This is a genomic window from Streptomyces sp. NPDC051286, assembly GCF_044455345.1.
Taxonomy (GTDB): Bacteria; Actinomycetota; Actinomycetes; order Streptomycetales; family Streptomycetaceae; genus Streptomyces.
Map to the genome: position 1 here is coordinate 1 of NZ_JBITER010000030.1, position 19,319 is coordinate 19,319.

Consider the following 19,319-nt stretch of genomic DNA (forward strand, 5'->3'; position numbering starts at 1 on the left):
GAAGCTAAGCCTTTCAGCGCCGATGGTACTGCAGGGGGGACCCTGTGGGAGAGTAGGACGCCGCCGAACAATTATTCCGGGAAAGCCCCGCACCTTTGGTGCGGGGCTTTTCTGCGTTCACGGACAGGTGACAACCACGGCTCCTCAGGGTGAGTGCGTCGTGTGGTTGGCACGGAGTGTTGGATCAGAGCCGGCCGCTTCCCTTGAGGGCCAGGTAGGCATCGGCAAGAGCCGGGGCCAGACCGTCCGGGGTGGCGTCGACGACCACCACGCCATGGCGCTGGAGCTGCTCTGCAGTGCGCTGCCGCTGAGCTTTGGCCTGGGCCGCCGCTGCCGCCTCGTAGACCGCGTCCACTGTGCCCCGGGCCCCGGCCATCTGCTCAATGTGCGGGTCGGCCACGGCGGCCACCAGCACCGTGTGGCGCTGAGTCAGCTGGGGGAGGACGGGGAGCAGACCCTCCTCGATGGGAGCCGCGTCCAGGCTGGTGAGGAGTACGAGCAGAGAGCGACGAGGGGCGCTTGCCAGGGCAGCGGCGCCGAGTCCTCGGGCGTCCGTTTCCACCAGTTCAGGTTCGAGCGGTGCCATTGCAGTGACCATGGCCGACAAGACTTCACCTGCGGCGCGTCCCTGGACCTGGGTGCGGATCCGGCGGTCATACGCGAGCAGGTCCACACGGTCGCCGGCGCGTGTAGCGAGGGCGGTGAGGAGAAGCGTCGCGTCCATTGCAGCATCGAGGCGGGGCACATCACCGACTCGGCCTGCCGAGGTGCGGCCGGTATCAAGAACGATGAGGATGTGCCGGTCCCGCTCGGGGCGCCATGTACGGACTGCGACGGCCGATTGCCGTGCCGTTGCCCGCCAGTCGATGGAACGGGTGTCGTCGCCGGGGACATAGGCGCGGAGGCTGTCGAACTCCGTGCCTTCGCCGCGGGTGAGGACGCTGGTGCGTCCGTCCAGTTCACGGAGCCTGGCGAGGCGGGACGGCAAGTGCTTGCGGCTGGTGAACGGCGGCAGTACGCGCACCGTCCACGGAACCTGATGACTTCCCTGCCGGGCCGCCAGGCCCAGTGGCCCGTACGAGCGTACGGTGATGCGTTCGGCTCGGCGGTCGCCGCGGCGAGTGGGACGCAGGCGTGTCGTGAGGCGGCGGCGTTCACCTGCCGGGATGTCCAGCCTGTGGCGGGACGCCGCCTGTTCCGTACCTGTGAGCCAGCTGCTGGGCGGCCAGGCATCGCGGAGATGCGCGCGCAGGCGTCGACGCGACGCGTTGGTTACGGTCAGTTGCACGTCCGCACCATCGCCGAGTCGAACGGTTGTGTCACCGGATCGGGTGAACTGGAGCGTTCGCACTGGCGCGGCCAGGGCGTAGTCGCACAGAATCGCTAGAGAGAGCGGGGCATTGACTGCGAGCATGCCCGTCCAGCTCGGGGCAAGGATGCCTACAGGGAGTGACCCCAAGGCGGCGAGTAGCGCTGTTCGTCCGGTGAGGGCCACGGTCACTGCCTCATCGGGGTACGGGGACGTGGGCGAGGACTGCGGTGATGACGGAGTCAGGGGTGACTCCTTCCATCTCCGCCTCGGGGCGCAGGTGGATGCGATGGCGGAGCGTGGGGAGTGCCAGGGCTTTCACGTCGTCCGGAATGACGTAGTCACGGCCGGTCAACCAGGCCCAGGCGCGGGCCGTGGAGAGCAAGGCGGTAGCACCTCGGGGGGAGACCCCGAGGGAGAGCGAGGGGGATTCACGCGTGGCACGACAGATGTCGACGACATAGCCGGCGATCTCGGGGGAAACTGTGGTCTTGGCGACCGCGGCGCGGGCGGATTCCAGGTCTGCAGGGCCTGCGACGGGGCGGACGCCTGCTGAGACCAGGTCGCGGGGGTTGAAGCCGTCGGCATGGCGGGTCAGGACGTTGATCTCCTCGTCGCGGGACGGCAGTGGCACCGTCAGCTTGAGGAGGAAGCGATCCAGCTGGGCCTCGGGGAGGGGGTACGTGCCCTCGTACTCGACGGGATTCTGAGTGGCCGCAACCAGGAAGGGGTCCGGCAAGAGGCGGGGGGTTCCGTCGACGGTGACCTGGCGCTCCTCCATCGCTTCCAGAAGCGATGACTGCGTCTTCGGAGGAGTGCGGTTGATCTCGTCGGCCAGGAGGAGGTTGGTGAAGACCGGGCCTGGCTGGAAGGAGAACTCAGCTGTACGGGCGTCGTAGACCAGAGAGCCGGTGACGTCGCTCGGCATCAGGTCGGGGGTGAACTGGACGCGCTTGGTACCGAGCTCGAGTGAGGCGGCGAGGGCGCGGACCAAGAGGGTCTTGGCCACACCGGGTACGCCTTCCAGGAGGACGTGGCCTCTGCAGAGCAGCGCGACGACGAGGCCGGTGACGGCGGGGTCCTGGCCGACCACGGCCTTGGCGATCTCGGAGCGCAGGGCTTCCAGGGATGCGCGGGCTGCGTCGTCGTTCCCGACGGTCTCGGTTGTCCCGGCGGGCACTGGGGGCGGGGCGCTCATGAAGTGCGTACCTCTCTTTCGAGGGTGTCGAGTTGGTCTGCCAGACGGACAAGGGCGGCGTCATCGGTCGGCGCCGTGCCGAACAGCACGGCGTCGAGGCCGCCTTCGATAGTGCTGAGGCGTGCGGAGACGGCGGGAAGGAGCACCGCGGGGGAGTGAGCATTGCGGGGTGAGACCCCGAGGAGCGGGGCGATGCGGGTGCGGGTGGCGGAGCGCAACGAGGAGGCGGCCCGGTCGCGGGCGTTCGCCTTGCGGTAGAGGCGGGCGCGGCCCTCGGTGGATTCGGAGGCGCGAATGGCCACGGGCAGCCGTTCGGTGACCAGGGGGCCCAGACGACGGGCGCGCCAGATGGCGGCGAGCACGGCGGCGACCGCGAGTTGCAGGGTTCCCCACAGCCAGCCCGGCGGGATCAGGTCGGCGAAGCTGCGGTCGTTGTCGGCGTCGTCATGGCCTGTGCTGTTGTCACTGTCTCCGCCGTGCCCGGTGGCGGAGGGATCAGCGAGCGAGGGGAGGTACCAGACCAGATGTGGGCGGGACCCGAGAAGTTGCAGGGCCAGAGAGGCGTTGCCCTGGCTGTCGAGACGGCTGTTGTAGAGGAAGTCCGCGGAGCCGAGCACGATGGTGTCGCCGGAGGCCTGCTCCTGGACCACGAGCAGGGTGGGGAGACCCCCGCTGGGGTAGCAGGCGAGGGTTTCGAGGCCGTCCGCGGTGTAGCGGAAGCCTCCCGTGTCGGCGGTTCCCGCGCTGTGGGCTGCGGTCAGCAGGCACTGCGGTGCACGAGGGGCAACCGGTCCCGTGGACGTCGTGCGGACCCCGGGGACCAGTGTGTCCACGGACGGGGGACCTGGCGCGAGGAGGACAGTGTGGCCGGCCGAGTCGACGGTCGCCGCGTGGAGCTCGCTCTGCTGGCCCGGCGTCAGCAGATCGGGGGTGGTGACGAGCAGGGTCGTGTCCGGGCCGACCGCTGTGGTGGCCTCCTCGAGTGTGGTGGCCACCCGTACGGAGACGCCGCGGTCTTTGAGGAGTTCGGCGACGGCCAGGCTTCCGTGCTGATCGGCCGAGCGGGGGTCGAGCCGGCCGTGCTGGGCACCGGAGTGTGCGGTGGCCAGGACGATTCCGGCTGCTATGAGAAGGAGAAGAGCGAGCACCGGGCCGCGGGTGCGGGTCCAGACCTGGCGCGGGGTGGGGGAGATCGAGGTGGGGGGCGCGGTGGAGGTGGCAGTGGGCGCGGTCATTCGGCCGCTCCCTGGGCCGGGGCGGTCAGCAGCGGCTTGGCGTTTTCGAGGTCGAGGTCGAGGTCTCGCACCGTCAGATACGCCTGCCTGTCGGTGTTCCGGCCGCCGTACGTGATGGCGTCGAACTCCCGGGCGGAGGCGCGGAGGGGCAGCGCGTGCGCCGGCAGCGAGTGGCCTGCCTCGGTGGCGGCTTCGTCCGCGGTGCGGCCGGGGCGGGGGTCGAGCAGGGCGCGCTCCTCCAGCGAGCGGACGATGGCGCGCATGCGTTCCTGGACGGCCTCGTCCCAGCGGTGGGCGGCAGCGTGTGCCTCGGCGGCGGTCCGGTGTTCGGCGGCGCTGCGGGGGCTCTCGTCGAACAGGGCGTCGGTGGGGCGGGCGGTGCGTTGCGGGGTGCCCAGCCGCCACCAGAGGGCGGCGGCCAGAGCGATGACGACCAGTGAGAGGACGATCAGCCCGAGCGGTCCGCCGGGTGCGGTGTTCGAGGCTGCGGAGAAGAGATCGCCGAGCCACGCCCAGAGGCGGTCGAGACCGCGTTGGAGGAGGTTCGGGTCGCTCTCGTGGTACATCGGTTTGGACAGTTCGTGCCTCGCCGCCTCGCGGGCGGGCACGCGTGGAGTGTCCACCGGTATGTCGCTGCTCGCGTGGATCAGCAGTCGTGCTGTTGTCGCGCCCCCCGCCCCCGACACAGCATCAGCTCCTGGAGTCGTAGCCGGGCAGGCCTGCGGCCCGGGCGAGTTCGAGATCGAGTGCCTCGCGACGGATGCGCTGGTCCACGTAGAGCAGGGCCATCACACCGGCGGAGAGCGGGTAGGTGATCGTCGAGATGATCACCTCGCCGATACCGGAGATGATCAGGAATGGCCAGCCGAAGTCGGTGGGCTTCCCAGTGAGGAACGCTCCCATCCCGTTGCCGTCCACGACGATCGCGATGATGCCGAACGGGATCGCGATGATCAGGGTCACGATGAGTGTCAGCAGCGAGGTGAGGATCAGGATGCCGAACGTCCGCCACCAGGCGCCCCGCACCAGTTTCGCGGAGCGGCGCATCGAGACGGTGATCGACTGCCGCTCCAGCATCAGTGCCGGCGGGGCGAGGCAGAAGCGGACCATCAGCCAGATGATGACGGCGGTGGCTGCCAGGAATCCGAGGAGGGCGAGAGCGACGCCGGCGGCGGAGCCGATCAGCACGCCCGGGAGCACGCCCACCGCCATGATGGCGACGGTCATCAGGGTCAGGAGCAGGGTCAGGCCGAGCAACTGAAGGAGGCGGGGTCGGGCCTCGGTCCACGCTTCGGAGAGCGTGACGGAACGGCCCACCACGGAACGGCTGATCACGATGGTGAGCACGGAGGTGGTGAAGAGCGTCGCGATCAGGGTGACGAGCGTCGACGGCGCGCTGTAGATCAGGCTCGACTGCATGGAGTCGGCGGCCTGGCGGAGTGCCTCCGCGCCGGTTGCGTTCGGGTCGATCGAGGCGGGTTCTGGCAGCAGATAGCGCTGCACGAGGATGATCGTGACCTGGGCGATGACGGAGACAGTGAGGGTGATGCCGAGAACCGTGCGCCAGTGGGCGCGCATCGTGGACACCGCACCGTCGAGGATCTCTCCGACGCCGAGTGGGCGGAGCGGGATGACTCCGGGCTTCGCGGCGGCGGGAGGCTGAGCCCAGCCGACTGCCTGCGGCCTGCCGCCCCAGCCGGGGTCGGGTGGCGGTGCGCCGGGGCCGGAGGGGCCCGGTGGGGACCACTGCCCTGCCGGTGGTTGCGTGGAAGACCAGTTTCCCGCAGGGCCGCTGCCGTCGATGGGCTCGGACGGCCGGGGGACGCCCGCCTCCTGGCCGTCGGAGGGGGCGGATCCGGGCGAGGCCCAGCCCGGAGTGTCGTTCATTCTCGCTCCTTCACGGTCCTGTCCGCTCATCGGGGCGGCAGGTTGGCAGCCATCGTGCCACGCGTTGCTCCGGTACGGGCCAGGTGCTCCATCACCGTCTTACCTTCATGTGGGGGCGGCTCACGGTGCAGACTGGGCGGATGGCTGATCAGGACGCGCAATCGCCGGTGGGCATCGAGCCTTCCGCGCTTCCCTCCATCCGCTGGGCCGAGCCCCCGGAAGGCCCCGCAGTGGCGCTTCTCGACCAGACGCGGTTGCCCGCGGATGAGGTCGAGCTGCTGTGTACGGATGTGCCGTCACTGGTGTGGGCCATTCAGACGCTGGCCGTGCGCGGGGCGCCGCTGCTGGGCATTGCGGGGGCCTACGGGGTCGCTCTGGCCGCGGCCCGGGGTGACGACATGGCAGAGGCTTCTGGGCTGTTGGCGCGGGCGCGGCCCACCGCGGTGAACCTCGGGTACGGCGTGCGGCGTGCGGCGCAGGCCTACTGGGCAGCGCTGGATAAGGGCGAGGACGCGCAGCGGGCGGCCGCGGTGGCCTTGGCGGAGGCCGAGGCGCTGCACCGGGAGGATGCCGAGGCCAGTCGGCGCATGGCGCAGTACGGGCTCGGGCTCCTCGAAGAGCTGCTGCCCGGCGGCGGGCATCAGCTTCTGACCCACTGCAATTCGGGGGCGCTCGTCTCGGGCGGTGAGGGCACGGCCTTTGCTGTGGCGCTCGGGGCGCACCGGGCCGGACAGCTGCGACGGCTCTGGGTGGACGAGACGCGGCCGCTGCTTCAGGGGGCCCGGCTGACCGCGTACGAGGCGGGGCGCCATGGGATGGCGTACAGCTTGCTCACGGACAATGCCGCAGGTTCGCTTTTTGCCGCGGGGGAGGTGGATGCCGTGCTCATTGGGGCCGATCGCATTGCTGCGGACGGGTCCGTGGCGAACAAGGTCGGCAGTTATCCGCTGGCGGTGCTTGCCAAATACCACCACGTGCCGTTCATTGTGGTGGCGCCGACCACGACCGTGGATCTGCAGACCCCGGACGGGGCATCGGTCATCGTGGAGCAGCGCCCCGGGAGGGAAGTGACGGAGCTCACATTGCCCCAGGGTGGGGTGGGTGGGGAAGCGGGCGGACTGACTGTCGCACCGCTGGGAGCCCAGGCATACAACCCCGCATTCGACATCACGCCGCCGGAACTGATCACGGTGATCGTCACGGAGGAGGGCACAGTTTCCCCGGTCACGGGGGTCGGGCTGGCAGAGCTGTGTGCCAGATCATCGCAGGTAACGATTAGCTAATGGGATGATGTCGATTATGAAGGGACGCGTCCTTGTCGTCGACGACGACACCGCACTGGCCGAGATGCTCGGGATTGTGCTGCGTGGTGAAGGGTTTGAGCCGTCGTTCGTAGCGGACGGCGACAAGGCACTTGCCGCATTTCGAGAGGCCAAGCCGGACCTGGTCCTGCTCGATCTCATGCTGCCCGGACGGGACGGCATCGAGGTCTGCAGGTTGATCAGGGCCGAGTCGGGTGTGCCGATTGTCATGCTCACCGCCAAGAGTGACACCGTTGATGTGGTGGTGGGCCTGGAGTCAGGGGCCGACGACTACATCGTCAAGCCGTTCAAACCGAAGGAGTTGGTTGCCCGGATCAGGGCACGTCTGCGCAGGTCCGAGGAGCCGGCACCGGAACAGCTGACCATCGGAGACCTGGCCATCGATGTGGCCGGTCACTCGGTGAAGCGGGACGGGCAGTCGATCGCCCTGACTCCGCTGGAGTTCGACCTGCTGGTCGCGCTCGCCCGCAAGCCGTGGCAGGTCTTCACCCGTGAGGTGCTGCTCGAGCAGGTGTGGGGATACCGCCACGCCGCCGACACCCGGCTGGTGAATGTGCATGTCCAGCGGCTGCGTTCCAAGGTCGAGAAGGATCCGGAACGGCCGGAGATCGTGGTGACCGTCCGAGGCGTCGGCTACAAGGCCGGACCGAGCTGACGTGTCCCTGGGTAGCGCTGCCCCGAAGCCCGGGGAGCCGGGAGTCCGTACGGGGCGGGCTACCGGTTCCGGACGCAGGACGTCCGCGTTCGGACGTCTTCTGCAGGGCGGCCGGTTGTTCCACGACCGGGCGCCCGGCGGTCCTGTGCCGCGACTGCTGATGCGCTGGGTGCGGCGTCCGCTGCTGCCCGCCGTCCGGCTGTGGCGGCGCAACCTGCAGCTGCGGGTCGTCGCGGGCACGCTGCTCATGTCTCTCGGTGTCGTGCTGCTGCTCGGCCTGGTCGTGATCGGGCAGGTCCGCAACGGCCTGCTCGACGCGAAGGGCAAGGCTGCCCAGACGCAGGCCGCCGGCGGTTTCGCGGCGGCCCAGGACAAGGCGAATGCTCCGCTCACCCCCGGTGGGCAGGACGGTGACGCCGGGGACGGTTCGACCGCCAACAACTCGTGGCGGACGGAGCTCGTCGACCAGCTCGCCAGCGGCGGCAAGAACGCCTTCAACGTGATGGCGCTCAGCGCCGACGAGGGCAGCCGTGCGCCGCGCGGCTCGGGCAGTGTCGAAGCGGCCAGCATTCCGCAGAGCCTGCGGGAGGCGGTAGACAAGGGGCCCGGCGCGTTCCAGACGTACTCCCTCATCCGGTATGCGAACGGGCAGGAGTCGCAGCCCGGGCTTGTCGTCGGCAAGCGTCTCTACGACATCGACCACAACCCGTACCAGCTCTACTACCTCTTCCCGCTGACGCAGGAGGAAAAGTCCCTGACCCTGGTCAAGGGCACGCTGGCGACCGCTGGACTGTTCGTGGTCGTGCTGCTCGGCGCCATCGCCTGGTTCGTGGTGCGGCAGGTCGTCACCCCCGTACGGATGGCTGCGGGGATCGCCGAGCGGCTCTCCGCGGGCAGGCTCCAGGAGCGCATGAAGGTCACCGGCGAGGACGACATCGCCCGGCTCGGTGAGGCCTTCAACAAGATGGCCCAGAACCTTCAGCTGAAGATCCAGCAGCTGGAGGAGCTCTCCCGGATGCAGCGACGCTTCGTCTCGGACGTCTCGCACGAGCTGCGGACGCCGCTCACGACCGTACGGATGGCCGCCGATGTCATCCATGAGGCACGCGTCGACTTCGATCCGGTGACCGCGCGCTCCGCTGAACTGCTCGGCGATCAGCTCGACCGGTTCGAGTCGCTGCTCTCCGACCTGCTGGAGATCAGCCGGTTCGACGCGGGTGCCGCCGCGCTGGAGGCCGAACCGATCGACCTGCGGCAGGTCGTCCGGCGCGTGATCGGCGGCGCCGAGCCGCTCGCCGACCGCAAGGGCACCCGGATCCGGGTGGTCGGCGACGAGCTGCCGGTGATCGCGGAGGCCGACGCGCGGCGGGTCGAGCGCGTGCTGCGCAATCTTGTCGTCAACGCCGTCGAGCACGGTGAGGGCCGGGACGTCGTGGTGCGGATGGGGGTGGCCGGAGGCGCGGTCGCCGTCGCCGTCCGGGACTACGGCGTGGGACTCAAGCCCGGCGAGGCGACCCGGGTCTTCAACCGGTTCTGGCGCGCCGACCCGGCGCGCGCACGGACGACCGGTGGCACCGGCCTCGGACTGTCGATCGCTGTCGAGGACGCCCGGCTGCACGGCGGCTGGCTGCAGGCATGGGGCGAGCCGGGCGGCGGTTCACAGTTCCGGCTGACGCTGCCGCGTACGGCGGACGAGCCGCTGCGCGGCTCCCCGATACCGCTGGAGCCCGAGGACTCGCGACGCAACCGGGAGAACCGGGAGCTGACCGCTGACGTCGGTACGACCGGGAGCGAGCACCGGCTCACGGCGGTGCCGACCCAGCCGGGCGGCGCGGACCGTTCGCCACTGCCTGTACCCGCGCGCGCCCCCGCGGCTCCCCGGACGGCGCCGACGTCGGTGAATCCGGCCGCCCTGCCGGGCAATGGTGCCCGTGTGGTCGCCCGCCCCGCCGAGGACCGGCCGGGCGACACCATCGACTCTGCTGCGCAGGACCCGGATCGGGAGGACACGACTCGTGGGCGCTGACCGTCGTGAGGGCGGCCGTGGACGTGCGGTGGGGATGATCGCTCTGCTGGGATGCGGCGTCGTGCTGCTGTCCGCGTGCGGCTCGATGCCCGTCACCGGGGACATCAAGGCGGTCGACGCCTCGCAGCCCGGCGACTCCCAGGTACAGGTGTACGCGGTGGCGCCCCGCGAAAACGCCACTCCGGCTGAGGTGGTCGACGGCTTCCTGGAGTCCATGACCAGTGACGACCCAGGCTTCCGGACGACCCGGAAGTACCTGACGAAGGAGGCGTCGCGCACCTGGAAGCCGAGCGCGTTCACCACGGTGCTCTCCAAGGCGCCGAACCGGAGCCCGCGCCCGGTCCGCGACAGCGACCGCAGCAGTACGGAGCTCACCTTCACGCTGACCGGCGAGAAGGTGGCGACGGTGGACGCGCAGAGCGCCTACCAGCCCGTCGTGCCGACGGGCTTCAACCGGAGCCTGCACCTGGTGCAGCAGAACGGCAGCAAGGAGTGGCGCATCGACTTCGTGCCGGACGGCCTGCTGCTCGGCCAGTCCGACTTCAAGCGGCTCTACCGCTCCGTCAACAAGTACTACTTCGCCACCGGGCCCGCGGCAGATCAGTCGACGCTGGTCGCCGACCCTGTCTATGTGCGCAACCGGACGGATCCGATCACGGGGATGGACACCGTGACACAGACGATCCGCAGTCTCGTCGAGGGACCGACCAACTGGCTGCGGCCGGTGGTCGATTCCCGCTTCCCCACCGGTACGGTCCTGCGTAAGGGCGTCACCGCGCTGGCGCCCGACGACCGCAACGTACTGAAGGTTCCGCTCAACAAGAAGGTGGACGGCGTCGGGCAGCGCGCCTGCCGCATGATGGCCTCTCAAGTGATGTACACCGTGCGCGATCTGACGTCCGCACGGGTCGAGCAGGTCGAGCTGCAGCGGTCTGACGGTTCGTCGCTCTGTGTCCTGGGCTCGGGCCAGGCGGAGGAGTTCGCTCCGGACGGTTCCTCGGGTGGCCCCGACAGCCAGTACTTCGTCGATGACAACGGGCATGTCCAGCGCATCCCGGGGAGCACCAAGGGCAGCGGTGATCCGGAACCGGTGGCCGGCCCGCTCGGTGACGGACCGGTGCGGATGAGCACGGTCGGCGTGGCCCGCGACGAGCAGCTGGCGGCGGCGGTCTCACAGGACAGCGCGTCTCTGTACGTCGCCTCCGTCGTTTCGGCGGGCGAGCTTCCCGAGCCTGCCGTGACCAGCAAGGCGAAGAAGTCGGAGGACCGGTTGTCGGCGCCCAGTTGGGACGGGCGGGGTGATCTCTGGGTGGCGGACCGGAATCCGGATGATCGTCGGCTGCTGCGGCTGGCCGGCGGTACGGGCGAGCCGTCGAACGTCAGGGTGCCGGACCTGGGCGGCGCACGGATCGAGGCGCTGCGGCTGTCGGCGGACGGTGTCCGGATCGCGCTGCTGCTGACCGAGGACGGCCACACCACGTTGAAGATCGGCCGGATCGAGCGCCAGGGGGATCCAGGCCCCCGGCAGGACGTCTCCGTCGTGGAGCTGCGGAAGGCCGCGCCGCAGCTGGCGGACGTGACCGCGATGTCCTGGTCGGGCCGGAGCCGCCTCGTGGTGGTCGGCAAGGAGCAGGGCGGCGTACAGCAGGTGCGCTATGTCCAGGCGGACGGTTCGGCACCGCCGTCGGGTGTGCTGCCCGGGGCGAATCAGGTGTCGTCGGTCGCGGCGGCGGACGACGAGCAGCTGCCGCTGATGGCGGACACCGAGGACGACGGGATAGTGAAGCTGTCACCGGGGGACAACTGGCAGACGGTGCTCAAGAAGGGCTCGTCGCTGGTCTATCCGGGCTGAGCCCCGGCCCGGGGAGTCCCCGGGCCAACGGTGCCGGGTGCCCGGGACCAACCCTGATCGCGTGGTGACGGTGACGGACGCTCCCTCCCGTTCGGGACGGCTGCGTTTTCCACAGGGGTGGCCGGGTTCGTGCTGCGGGCGCACAGTGGAGTCATGCGGGGGTGGTGGCGGGAGATCGCCGGTCTGGTCCTGCCTGTGGCCTGCAGTGGCTGCGGCGGACCGCGGGCCGAGCTGTGCGAGGACTGCCGGGCGGCGCTTCACGGAGCGGCGCCGCGACGGGTGAGGCCGGCACCGGAGCCGGCCGGGCTGCCGATGGTGCATGCCGCCGCGGCATACGAGAACGCGGTACGGGCCACGCTCCTGGCCCATAAGGAGCGTGGCGTACTAGGACTGTCGCGGGAGCTCGGCAGGGCGCTGGCGGGGGCGGTAAGGGCCGGGACGGGGCAGGTGAGTGGTCGGCCGGGACCCCTGCTGCTCGTGCCGGTGCCGTCGGCGCGGCGGGCGGTGGCGGCGCGCGGGCACGATCCGACGCGCAGGATCGCGCTGTCGGCAGCGGGCGAGCTGCGGCGCGATGGTGTGCGGGCGCAGGTGGCATCAGTACTGCGGCAACGGCGGCCGGTGGCCGATCAATCGGGGCTCGGCGCCCGGCAGCGGCAGGAGAATCTGGCGGGCGCGCTGGAGGTGGTGGCCGGTGGTGAGCGGCTGCTTGCGGCCGAACGGGTGGTGCTCGTGGACGACCTTCTGACGACCGGGGCCTCGCTGGCCGAGGCGGCACGCGCGCTCGACGCGGCGGGCCTGCGCGAAGACAAGGGTCCCGGAATGCGGCAGGCGGCCGTTGTTGCAGCATCTCCGTCCGCCTTCGAAATAAACCGGAACTGCCGATGAACTTTCATCGTTGCAGGTAGTGAGTGGGTAAAGACCCCTGAACGGAGGTACGTGCGGGTAGCGGGTGCCGACATCCGGCCGAGCAGGCTATGTTCGGTGGTGAGGAATGGTGAATGCCGGACCTCGACGAATGCACCCCAAGGTTTCGGGCAGGTAACTCACCGGTAGCCCAGAAGCTGAAAAGTCGGTGGGGTGGAGGCCTCCCGGATGGGGGAGGAGGAGGTCGAAGCCACCGAGTCCGCGGCTCCGGCGATCACCGGAGCCTGGTGCAAAAGGGAGATGCTCCGCCGCGGAGCGGAGCGATCCGGGAACGGAGTTCTGCGTGGACATCGTCGTCAAGGGCCGCAAGACCGAGGTGCCCGAGCGGTTCCGCAAGCACGTGGCCGAGAAGCTGAAGCTGGACAAGATCCAGAAGTTCGACGGCAAGGTGATCAGCCTCGACGTCGAGGTGTCCAAGGAGCCAAACCCCCGTCAGGCCGACCGTTCCGACCGGGTGGAGATCACGCTTCGCTCGCGGGGACCGGTCATTCGTGCGGAAGCGGCCGCAGCCGACCCCTACGCAGCGCTGGACCTGGCCACCGGCAAGCTGGAGGCGCGGCTGCGCAAGCAGCACGACAAGCGCTACAGCCGCCGGGGCAACGGCCGGATTCCCGCTGCCGAAGTCGCCGAGACCGTGCCGGGTGCGGCGTCGTTCAACAGCGAGGGTGGCCTGGCCGGCGAGGGCGCGGCACAGTCCGTACCCACCACCAGGATCGGCTCGCTCGAGGTGCAGGGCGAAGGGCCGCTGGTGATGCGCGAGAAGACGCACATCGCGGCACCGATGCTGCTCGATCAGGCGCTCTACGAGATGGAGCTGGTCGGGCACGACTTCTATCTGTTCGTCGATGCCGAGACGAAGGAACCCAGTGTCGTCTACCGACGGCACGCCTACGACTACGGTGTCATTCATCTGAGGACCGACCCGCTGGCCGCTGACGAGGCGGGCGGCGCGGGCGGTGCGCTCGGCGGCTGACGCCACGCATCGGTGGTGCCCCTGGGGGCGTAATCACGCCACCAGGGGCACCCGAGTGGGACCACAGAACCACCGCTCTGACGTCCAGGCATGGAATCATGACGTCCCAAGCCAAACGGTGCTCTGTGAGGTGCCGTTGGCGGACAGCTCGTGAACTTCAGGCCGTGGCCTTCAGGGGGAGGAACGATGGCGGACACCTTCGGGCCCGTGCGCGATGCGAATGATGCCGACGACACTGCCTGTGCCGACTCCGGCGCGGACGCGGAGAGTTCCCGCAAGGAGCCGATCCGCGTCCTGGTGGTGGATGACCATGCACTCTTCCGCAGAGGTCTGGAGATCGTCCTCGCCCAGGAGGAGGACATCCAGGTCGTCGGCGAGGCGGGTGACGGGGCGGAGGCCGTCGACAAGGCGGCCGACCTGCTGCCCGACATCGTGCTGATGGACGTACGGATGCCCAAGCGCGGCGGCATCGAGGCCTGCACCTCCATCAAGGAGGTAGCCCCCAGCGCGAAGATCATCATGCTGACGATCAGTGACGAGGAGGCCGACCTCTACGACGCGATCAAGGCGGGCGCCACCGGCTATCTCCTCAAGGAGATCTCCACCGGCGAGGTGGCCACGGCGATCCGCGCGGTGGCCGACGGGCAGTCCCAGATCAGCCCGTCCATGGCGTCCAAATTGCTCACCGAATTCAAGTCGATGATCCAGCGGACCGACGAGCGCAGGCTGGTGCCGGCGCCGCGGCTCACCGACCGGGAGCTCGAAGTCCTCAAACTGGTTGCCACGGGCATGAACAATCGCGATATCGCGAAGGAACTGTTCATTTCCGAGAACACCGTGAAGAACCACGTCCGCAACATTCTGGAGAAGCTGCAGCTGCACTCCAGGATGGAAGCAGTGGTCTATGCCATGCGGGAGAAGATCCTGGAGATCAGGTGAATCCGGTGCTCCGCTACAGCCGGGTCAGCCGAGGGCGCGGGCGACTTCCTGGCTGAGCGCCTCGCGCAGCTCCGGTGCGTCCACTCGTTCCACCCGGACCGCCGTGCAGCCGACCCAGGCCGCCGCCTCCACGAGCGCCACGGCCATCGGTGCCACGGCCTGCCTGCCTGCCAGGGACACCTGCCGAGCGACCAGAGTCGTGCCCTCGCGCGCCGGATCGACCCGGCCCTGGAGCTTTCCGCCCGCCAGCAGCGGCATCGCGAAATAGCCATGAATCCGCCTGGGCCTGGGGACGTACGCCTCCAGGCGGTGGGTGAAGCCGAAGATCCGCTCCGTCCGCGCCCGCTCCCAGATCAGTGAGTCGAACGGCGACAGCAGCGTCGTACGGTGCCGCCCGCGCGGCTCCGCAGCCAGTGCCGCCGGGTCGGCCCAGGCGGGCTTCGCCCAGCCCTCCACCGTCACCGGCACCAGCCCGGAGTCCGCCACCACCGCGTCGAACTGCTCGGCCTTCAGCCGGTGGTAGTCGGCGATGTCCGTACGGGTGCCGACTCCCAGGGACTGCCCGGCGAGCGCGACCAGCCGGCGCAGACATTCCGTGTCGTCCAGATCGTCGTGCAGCACGGCATCGGGCAGCGCACGCTCCGCGAGGTCGTACACCCGCTTCCAGCCGCGCCGCTCGGTGCACACCACTTCGCCGTACATCAGGGCCCGCTCGACGGCGACCTTCGACGCCGACCAGTCCCACCACTCCCCGCCGTTCTTCGCCCCGCCCAGCTCCGTCGCCGTCAGCGGTCCCTCGGCGCGCAGCTGCTTGATCACCGTGTCGTACGCCCCGTCGGGCAGATCCTGGTTCCACTGCGGGCGCGCGCGGTAGGAGCGGCGGCGGAACGCGAAGTGCGGCCACTCCTCGACCGGCAGGATGCACGCCGCGTGCGACCAGTACTCGAAGGTGCGGCCACCCGACCAGTACGCGTCCTCGATCGTGCGGCGGCCGACGGCGCCGAGGCGCGCGTACGGAATCAGCTCGTGCGAACGGGCCAGCACCGAGATCGTGTCGAGCTGTACGGCGCCGAGGTGCCGCAGCACGCCCGGCACCCCCGCCCGGCGGTCCGGTGCCCCGAGGAGGCCCTGGGCGCGCAAGGCGATCCTGCGCGCCTGGTCGGCGGAGAGTTCGGCAGCGGGAGGCGGCACAGGCGTCATGGACCGAACCCTAGAGGGCCGCACTGACATTCGTTCACGGAGCGGTGGACCGGTCCGTGCGGCCGGAGGCGGGGACGCCGGCGGGGGACTTCGCCGGCAGATACGGGTGGACGCCCGGCAGGCCCAGATCGGACGGGAGCAGTGCACCGACCCAGGTGTCCCGCCGCACGCCCTTGTTCAGCAGACCCGAGCGCTGATCGCCCTCCAGGCGGAAGCCCGCCCGCTGCGCCACGGCCCGCGAGGGCGTATTGCCGACCTCGGCCCGCCACTCCAGCCGGTCCCCGCCGAGCGCGGTGAATGTCCAGTGAGCGGCAGCCCGTACCGCCTCCGTCGTATAGCCGAGACCACGGTGCTCCCTCGCCGTCCAGAACCCCACCTCGTACGTGCCCGGCAGCGTGCGCCGGTCGATGCCGAGTGCACCGGTCAGAACCCCGCTGTCGCGCCGCACCACCGCGAAGTTGTACATGGAGTCGTCCTGCCAGCCGCCGGGGGACAGGTTCTCCGTGAAGAGTTCGGCGTCGGCCCGGCTGTACGGGGAGGGGACGACCGTCCAGCGCTGGATGTCCGGGTCCTGACAGGCGGCGTACACCTCGTCCGCGTCGCTCCGGCGAAAGGGGCGCAGCAGCAGACGTTCGGTGGTGAGAGTGATCGGCTCCATGTACGGATTCTGGTGAGGGTGCCCACGGTGATGCGACCAGTTTTCGCGCTTCCCGGCACCTTCCGAGTCCTCCATCCGTTGACTCGTGAGGGCACAGCGGGCTCAACGCGGCGGCAGCCCTCCCGGCGCGGCGGGGTCCTCGCTTACGATGGCCGTTGCGGTGGGGCTCACCTGCCGTGCCCGTGCCAGCGTCCATCACACGACCCAGTGCCAGGCCCGACCGGCAAGGAGACCAGCCTCAGTGTCCGTCTTCAACAAGCTCATGCGTGCAGGCGAAGGCAAGATCCTGCGCAAACTGCACCGCATCGCGGACCAGGTCAGCTCCATCGAAGAGGACTTCGTCAACCTCTCCGACGCCGAGCTGCGGGCCCTCACCGACGAGTACAAGGAACGGTACGCGGACGGCGAGAGCCTGGACGACCTGCTCCCCGAGGCATTCGCGACGGTCCGTGAGGCCGCCAAGCGAGTACTCGGACAGCGCCACTACGACGTCCAGATGATGGGTGGCGCGGCGCTGCACCTCGGCTATGTGGCCGAGATGAAGACCGGTGAGGGCAAGACCCTCGTCGGCACCCTGCCCGCGTATCTCAACGCGCTCTCCGGCAAGGGCGTGCACCTGATCACGGTCAATGACTATCTGGCCGAGCGCGACTCCGAGATGATGGGCCGGGTCCACAAGTTCCTGGGCCTGACCGTCGGCTGCATCCTCGCGAACATGACGCCGGCGCAGCGACGTGAGCAGTACGCCTGCGACATCACGTACGGCACGAACAACGAGTTCGGCTTCGACTACCTTCGCGACAACATGGCGTGGTCCGCGGACGAGCTCGTCCAGCGCGGCCACAACTTCGCGGTGGTCGACGAGGTCGACTCGATCCTCGTCGACGAGGCCCGTACGCCGCTGATCATCTCCGGCCCGGCCGATCAGGCGACCAAGTGGTACGGCGACTTCGCCAAGCTGGTCACGCGCCTCAAGAAGGGCGAGGCGGGCAATCCGCTCAAGGGCATCGAGGAGACCGGCGACTACGAGGTCGACGAGAAGAAGCGGACCGTCGCGATCCACGAGCCCGGTGTCGCGAAGGTCGAGGACTGGCTCGGCATCGACAATCTCTACGAGTCGGTGAACACCCCGCTCGTCGGATACCTCAACAACGCCATCAAGGCCAAGGAACTCTTCAAGAAGGACAAGGACTACGTCGTCATCGACGGCGAAGTCATGATCGTCGACGAGCACACCGGCCGTATCCTCGCCGGCCGCCGCTACAACGAGGGCATGCACCAGGCGATCGAGGCGAAGGAAGGGGTGGACATCAAGGACGAGAACCAGACCCTTGCCACGATCACCCTGCAGAACTTCTTCCGCCTCTACAGCAAGCTGTCCGGCATGACCGGTACGGCGATGACCGAGGCCGCCGAGTTCCACCAGATCTACAAGCTCGGCGTCGTGCCGATCCCGACGAACCGGCCGATGGTCCGCGCCGACCAGTCGGACCTGATCTACCGGACCGAGGTCGCGAAGTTCGCCGCGGTCGTCGACGACATCGCCGAGAAGCACGAGAAGGGCCAGCCGATCCTGGTCGGCACCACCTCGGTCGAGAAGTCCGAGTACCTCTCGCAGCAGCTCTCCAAGCGCGGTGTGCAGCACGAGGTCCTCAACGCCAAGCAGCACGACCGTGAGGCGACGATCGTTGCCCAGGCCGGCCGCAAGGGCGCGGTCACGGTGGCGACGAACATGGCCGGCCGCGGTACGGACATCAAGCTCGGCGGCAACCCCGACGACCTCGCCGAGGCGGAGCTGCGCCAGCGCGGTCTCGACCCCGTCGAGCACGTCGAGGAGTGGGCGGCCGCACTGCCCGCCGCGCTGGAGAAGGCCGAGGAGGCCGTCAGGGCGGAGTTCGAAGAGGTCAAGGGGCTCGGCGGGCTGTACGTCCTCGGTACGGAGCGGCACGAGTCGCGGCGTATCGACAACCAGCTGCGCGGTCGTTCCGGCCGTCAGGGCGACCCGGGCGAGTCCCGCTTCTACCTGTCGCTCGGCGACGACCTGATGCGGCTGTTCAAGGCGCAGATGGTCGAGCGCGTGATGTCGATGGCGAACGTGCCGGACGATGTGCCGATCGAGAACAAGATGGTGACGCGGGCGATCGCGTCGGCGCAGTCGCAGGTCGAGCAGCAGAACTTCGAGACGCGTAAGAACGTCCTGAAGTACGACGAGGTGCTCAACCGGCAGCGCGAGGTCATCTACGGCGAGCGTCGTCGCGTCCTGGAGGGCGAGGACCTGCAGGAGCAGATCCGCCACTTCATGGACGACACCATCGACGACTACATCCGGCAGGAGACCGCCGAAGGCTTCGCCGAGGAGTGGGACCTCGACCGGCTGTGGGGCGCGTTCAAGCAGCTCTACCCGGTGAAGGTCACCGTCGAAGAGCTGGAGGACGCGACCGGGGACCGGGCCGGCATCACCGCCGAGTTCATCGCGGAGTCCATCAAGGACGACATCCACGAGCAGTACGACGAGCGCGAGAAGCAGCTCGGCTCGGACATCATGCGTGAGCTGGAGCGGCGCGTCGTGCTGTCCGTACTGGACCGCAAGTGGCGTGAGCACCTCTACGAGATGGACTACCTCCAGGAGGGCATCGGCCTCCGGGCCATGGCGCAGAAGGACCCGCTGGTCGAGTACCAGCGCGAGGGCTTCGACATGTTCAACGCCATGATGGAGGGCATCAAGGAGGAGTCCGTCGGCTACCTGTTCAACCTGGAGGTCCAGGTCGAACAGCAGGTCGAGGAGGTTCCGGTGCAGGATGCGGCCGAGCGGACCTCGCTGGCCAAGGAGGACGCCACGGTTCCGGCTGCGGCGCGCCCGGAGATCCGCGCCAAGGGGCTCGACGCTCCGCAGCGGCCGGACCGGCTGCACTTCTCCGCCCCCACGGTGGACGGGGAGGGCGGTGTCGTCGAGGGCGACTTCGCCAACGGTGACGGTGGGGCCGGGGCGGAGTCGGACGGGCTCACCCGGGCGGAGCGGCGCAAGGCGCAGAAGAGCGGTGGCGGGGGGCGGCGCCGCAAGAAGTAGATGCGGCTGCGCCTGCGTCCTGCGGGCGTGAGTTTGCCTTGTACGGCGGCTGGGGCCGGGCACCGAGGGGTGTC

General features: G+C 69.3%; 15 protein-coding genes. 8 read left to right on the forward strand and 7 right to left on the reverse strand.

Annotated elements, in window-relative coordinates; genetic code table 11:
- Positions 1–184: 184 nt before the first annotated feature.
- From ACIBB8_RS26145 to ACIBB8_RS26165, 5 genes are read right to left on the reverse strand one after another with little or no spacing between them, the layout of a single operon-like run.
- Positions 185–1,495, reverse strand: coding sequence for a DUF58 domain-containing protein (locus ACIBB8_RS26145; RefSeq protein ID WP_398956145.1), 1,311 nt, complete (start codon positions 1,493–1,495; stop codon positions 185–187).
- A 10-nt stretch (positions 1,496–1,505) separates the two neighbouring features.
- On the reverse strand, positions 1,506–2,507 hold the full coding sequence (locus ACIBB8_RS26150) for an AAA family ATPase (RefSeq protein WP_398956050.1): 1,002 nt from the start codon (positions 2,505–2,507) through the stop codon (positions 1,506–1,508).
- Positions 2,504–3,742, reverse strand: a complete 1,239-nt coding sequence (locus ACIBB8_RS26155; RefSeq protein WP_398956052.1) for a DUF4350 domain-containing protein — start codon at positions 3,740–3,742, stop codon at positions 2,504–2,506. The genes ACIBB8_RS26150 and ACIBB8_RS26155 overlap by 4 nt, the downstream gene beginning before the upstream one ends.
- The gene (locus ACIBB8_RS26160; protein WP_398956054.1) at positions 3,739–4,428 is read right to left on the reverse strand and encodes a DUF4129 domain-containing protein; all 690 of its coding nucleotides are present in this window, start codon (positions 4,426–4,428) and stop codon (positions 3,739–3,741) included. The genes ACIBB8_RS26155 and ACIBB8_RS26160 overlap by 4 nt, the downstream gene beginning before the upstream one ends.
- A gap of 4 nt (positions 4,429–4,432) precedes the next feature.
- Entirely contained in the window at positions 4,433–5,629 is a 1,197-nt protein-coding gene (locus tag ACIBB8_RS26165) for a glycerophosphoryl diester phosphodiesterase membrane domain-containing protein (protein WP_398956056.1), read from the reverse strand.
- A 140-nt stretch (positions 5,630–5,769) separates the two neighbouring features.
- Between ACIBB8_RS26165 and mtnA the strand changes: the two genes are divergently transcribed.
- The 7 genes from mtnA to ACIBB8_RS26200 all read left to right on the forward strand — a co-directional run bounded on the left by mtnA (position 5,770) and on the right by ACIBB8_RS26200 (position 14,320).
- Complete coding sequence (gene mtnA / locus ACIBB8_RS26170) at positions 5,770–6,912, forward strand: S-methyl-5-thioribose-1-phosphate isomerase (protein ID WP_398956058.1); 1,143 nt, start codon at positions 5,770–5,772, stop codon at positions 6,910–6,912.
- Between the two features lie 4 nt (positions 6,913–6,916).
- On the forward strand, positions 6,917–7,606 hold the full coding sequence (gene mtrA, locus ACIBB8_RS26175) for a two-component system response regulator MtrA (RefSeq protein WP_398956062.1): 690 nt from the start codon (positions 6,917–6,919) through the stop codon (positions 7,604–7,606).
- 1 nt (position 7,607) lies between these two features.
- The gene (gene mtrB / locus ACIBB8_RS26180; protein ID WP_398956064.1) at positions 7,608–9,632 is read left to right on the forward strand and encodes an MtrAB system histidine kinase MtrB; all 2,025 of its coding nucleotides are present in this window, start codon (positions 7,608–7,610) and stop codon (positions 9,630–9,632) included.
- A 34-nt stretch (positions 9,633–9,666) separates the two neighbouring features.
- Entirely contained in the window at positions 9,667–11,484 is a 1,818-nt protein-coding gene (locus ACIBB8_RS26185) for an LpqB family beta-propeller domain-containing protein (protein ID WP_398956147.1), read from the forward strand.
- 153 nt (positions 11,485–11,637) lie between these two features.
- Positions 11,638–12,369, forward strand: a complete 732-nt coding sequence (locus ACIBB8_RS26190; protein ID WP_398956066.1) for a ComF family protein — start codon at positions 11,638–11,640, stop codon at positions 12,367–12,369.
- Between the two features lie 322 nt (positions 12,370–12,691).
- Positions 12,692–13,381, forward strand: a complete 690-nt coding sequence (gene hpf / locus ACIBB8_RS26195; protein WP_398956068.1) for a ribosome hibernation-promoting factor, HPF/YfiA family — start codon at positions 12,692–12,694, stop codon at positions 13,379–13,381.
- A 186-nt stretch (positions 13,382–13,567) separates the two neighbouring features.
- Complete coding sequence (locus ACIBB8_RS26200) at positions 13,568–14,320, forward strand: response regulator (RefSeq protein WP_398956070.1); 753 nt, start codon at positions 13,568–13,570, stop codon at positions 14,318–14,320.
- A gap of 24 nt (positions 14,321–14,344) precedes the next feature.
- Here ACIBB8_RS26200 and ACIBB8_RS26205 read toward each other — a convergent pair whose 3' ends face one another.
- Entirely contained in the window at positions 14,345–15,520 is a 1,176-nt protein-coding gene (locus tag ACIBB8_RS26205) for a winged helix-turn-helix domain-containing protein (RefSeq protein WP_398956072.1), read from the reverse strand.
- 34 nt (positions 15,521–15,554) lie between these two features.
- Complete coding sequence (locus ACIBB8_RS26210) at positions 15,555–16,178, reverse strand: GNAT family N-acetyltransferase (protein ID WP_398956074.1); 624 nt, start codon at positions 16,176–16,178, stop codon at positions 15,555–15,557.
- 241 nt (positions 16,179–16,419) lie between these two features.
- Here ACIBB8_RS26210 and secA point away from each other — a divergent pair, with 241 nt between their 5' ends.
- Complete coding sequence (gene secA / locus ACIBB8_RS26215) at positions 16,420–19,245, forward strand: preprotein translocase subunit SecA (RefSeq protein ID WP_398956076.1); 2,826 nt, start codon at positions 16,420–16,422, stop codon at positions 19,243–19,245.
- Positions 19,246–19,319: the final 74 nt, after the last annotated feature.